The organism is Actinoallomurus acaciae, from assembly GCF_042429965.1.
Taxonomy (GTDB): Bacteria; Actinomycetota; Actinomycetes; order Streptosporangiales; family Streptosporangiaceae; genus Actinoallomurus; species Actinoallomurus acaciae.
In genome coordinates this window covers 1-3528 of record NZ_JBHLZP010000696.1, presented here as the reverse complement: position 1 = coordinate 3528, position 3528 = coordinate 1, and the positions used below count along the sequence as shown (strand labels likewise).

Annotated in this window: 2 protein-coding genes; both read left to right on the top strand. The window is 74.3% G+C overall.

What is annotated here, in order from left to right; genetic code table 11:
* The coding region (locus tag ACFFNX_RS45220; RefSeq protein ID WP_378212474.1) for a phosphopantetheine-binding protein at positions 1–360 on the top strand (360 nt) is incomplete at its 5' end.
* 38 nt (positions 361–398) lie between these two features.
* A partial coding sequence (locus ACFFNX_RS45215) for a non-ribosomal peptide synthetase (RefSeq protein ID WP_378212473.1) occupies positions 399–3528 on the top strand: 3130 nt, incomplete at its 3' end.

The following is a 3528-nucleotide window of genomic DNA, read 5'->3' as shown; positions in this document are numbered from 1 at the left end:
GCCGCCACGCCGGGCGAGGCCGGGCCCGCACCGCACCCGCGGCCCGAGCTCGACGTCCCGTACGCGCCGCCGTCCGACGGGCTGGAGGCGCTGACCGCGCGGGTCTGGGGCGAGGTGCTCGGCCTCGACGGCATCGGCGCGCACGACGGTTTCTTCGACCTCGGCGGCAACTCGCTGCTCGCCTCGCGTGTCGTCGCCCATCTCCGGGCGACCCTGCCCGTCGACGTCCGCCTGGACGATCTGCTCGGCGGCTCCCCGACCGTGGCGACGCAGGCCGAGCGCATCGCCCACCGGCTCTACGACAAGCTCGCCGCCCTCACCGACGAGGAGGCCGCCGCGCTCGCCGCCGAGCTCGGCTGACCCGCCCCCCGCAACCGCACGCCGGAGGAGAACCCGTCATGGCCGCCGTTCCGACCCCGCCCGAGGCCGATCCGCCACGCCGACCGTTCCCACCACCCGAGCTGTCCGACGCGAAACGGCTCCTCCTCCAGCGATGGCTGTCCGGTGCTCCCGGCGTGACGATCCCGCGCCGGCCGGACGACGGGCCGGTCGAGGCGACCCCCGCCCAGCGCCGGATGTGGATGCACGCCCGGCTGCACCCCGGCAGCGCGGCGTACCACATCGGTGTGGCGACGCGGATCGTCGGAGCGCTCGACGAGGACGCGCTGCGGCGTGCCCTCGCCGCGCTTCTGGACCGGCACGAGTCGCTTCGCACGACGTTCGAGGAGATCGACGGACGGCCGTACCAGGTGGTCGCGCCGAGCGTCGACCTGCCGCTCTCCGTCGAGGAGGGCGTGCCGGAGGGGCCCTGGCTGTCGCGCCTGGACACCGAGCCGTTCGACCTCGAACGCGGCCCGCTCGTGCGCTTCGGCCTGCTGCGCTCCGGCCCCGATGAGCACGTGCTGATGACCGTCGCACACCACGCCGTCGCCGACGGGATCTCGCTGGACCTGCTGCTGCGCGAGCTCCGCACCCTGTACGAGGCGTTCGCCGCGGGTCGGCCGGACCCGTTGCGGCCCCTCCCGATCCGCTACACCGACTACGCCAGATGGCAGGCGGACGCCCGTCACGACGAGAACCTCGCGTACTGGCGGCGAGCCTTCAAGGAGGAGCCGCCGCGCCTGGAGCTGCCCGCCGACCGCACCCGCCCGCCCGTACCGACCTACCGGGGCGTCTCCCACCGGTTCGCGCTGGAGGCCCCCGAGTGGGCGGCGCTCCGGACGCTGGCACGGCGGCACGAGGCCACGCCGTACATGACGGTGCTCAGCGTCTTCGCGGCTCTGCTGCACCGCTACACCGGCGAGACGCGGGTCGCCGTGGGTGCGGTGACGCACGGACGCGAACTGGCCGAGCTGGAGGGGATCGTCGGGTGCTTCGCCGACACGGTCGTGCTCCCGCTCGACCTGGACGACGACCCGCCCGTGGGGGACCTGGTCGACCGCGTGCGCGACACCTGCCGTGAGGCGTTCGCGCACCAGGACGTGCCCTTCGAGGTGCTGGCGTCGGAGCTGCGCTGGGACCGTTCCGCGGCGGCGCTGCCGCAGGTGCTCGCGGTGATGCAGAGCCCGCCGGAGGCGGGCGCGATGGGTGGGCTGAGGATCGAGCCCCTGGAGCCGGATGTCGACTCGGCCCGCTTCGACCTCGTGCTGAACTGCTGGGAGGCCGACGGCGCGCTGCAGGGCGCGATCACCGGCAGCGCCGACCTGTTCGACCGCTCCACGGTCGAGCGCATCGCCTCCCACCTGTCGCGCATGCTCGTGGCGGCGGCGAAGAGTGAGGACGTGCCGGTCGGCGCGCTGCCGGTTCTGCCGGACGGCGAGGAGTACCTCCTCCTGCACCGCTGGGGACGTCCCGTCGAGGGCGACGACCCGCTCACCGATCGCGACCTCGCCACGCTCATCGCCGACGCCGCCCGACGCGACCCGGACGCGGTCGCCGTCGAGTGCGGGCGGGTCCGCCTCACCTACCGGGAGCTGGAGGAGCGCGCGGACGCGCTGGGACGCCGCCTCCGGGGGCTGGGCGCCGGGCCCGAGGCGCTCGTCGGCGTCCTCATGGACCGGTCGGCCGATCTGATCGTGGCGCTCCTGGCCGTGTTGAAGACCGGCGCGGCGTTCGTGCCGCTGGAGATCACCTGGCCGCCCACCCGGATCCGCGAGGTCGCCGACCGTGCCGGGCTGTGCCTGGTCCTGGGGGCCGACCAGGCCGACGCGGCCCTGGCCGGCACCGGCGCCCGGGTCGTCCGCGAGACGGACGCGACCGAGGACGCACCACTGCCGGACCTGCGAGGCCGGGACATGGACGACCTGGCGTACGTCATCCACACCTCCGGGTCCACGGGCGCGCCCAAGGGCGTGATGATCCATCAGCAGGCGATCTGCAACCGCATGCTGTGGCAGATCGGCATGCTGGCGATGCGCCCGGACGACGCCGTGCTGCACAAGGCGCCGCTGGGGTTCGACATCTCCATCAACGAGATCTTCCTGCCGCTCGTCGCGGGCGCGCGTCTCGTCGTCGCCGAGCCCGGCCAGGACGGCGACGTCGACCGGCTCCTCGCCACGATCGAACGGCACGGCGTCACGTTCCTCTACATCGTCGCGTCGATGCTCGACGTCCTCCTCGAACGCGACGACGCCGCCGAACGGGCCCGGTCGCTGCGCCACGTGTGGTGCGGCGGCGAGGCCCTGACCAGCGAGCTGTACGAGCGCTTCCGCGCCGTCTCCGACGCGCGGATGTACCACGGCTACGGCCCGGCCGAGGCGACGATCGGGGTGAGCTGCCGCGTCTTCGAACCCGGCGAGCCGGCCGGCCGCATCTCCATCGGCCGGCCCAACCCGAACGCCCGGCTCTACATCCTCGACGGCGCGCAGCGGCCCGTGCCGATCGGCGTCCCCGGCGAGCTGTACATCGCCGGGTTGCCGCTGGCCCGCGGCTACCTGAACGACCCGGTGCGGACCGCCGAGTCCTTCGTGCCCAACCCGTACGCGGACGAGCCCGACGAGCGGATGTACCGCACCGGGGACCTCGCGCGGTTCCGCCCGGACGGGGAGATCGAGTTCCTCGGGCGCACGGACGACCAGGTGAAGATCCGGGGTTTCCGGGTCGAGCCGGGGGAGATCGCCGCGACGCTGGCACGCCACCCGCGGGTACGGCAGGCGGTCGTGCTCGCCCGCCCGGGCGCGGGCGGTGCCAAGGAGCTCGTCGCCTACTGCGCGGTCACCGCCGACCAGGCGGACGCGGCGGCCCTGGAGGGCGGCGGGCTGCGGGAGTGGCTGGCGCGCCTGCTGCCGGAGTACATGGTGCCGCGGGTGTGCCACACGTTGCCGGAACTGCCGCTGACGTCGGCGGGCAAGGTGGACCGACGCGCGCTGGCCGGCCTGCCCGACCCGGACTCCTACGGCGCCGGGGGAGAGAGCCACAAGCCGCCCGCCCCGGGGCTGGAGGAGGAGGTCGCGCGGATCTGGGCCGAGGTGCTGGAGATCCGGGGCTGGAGGAGGAGGTCGCGCGGATCTGGGCCGAGGTGCTGGAGAT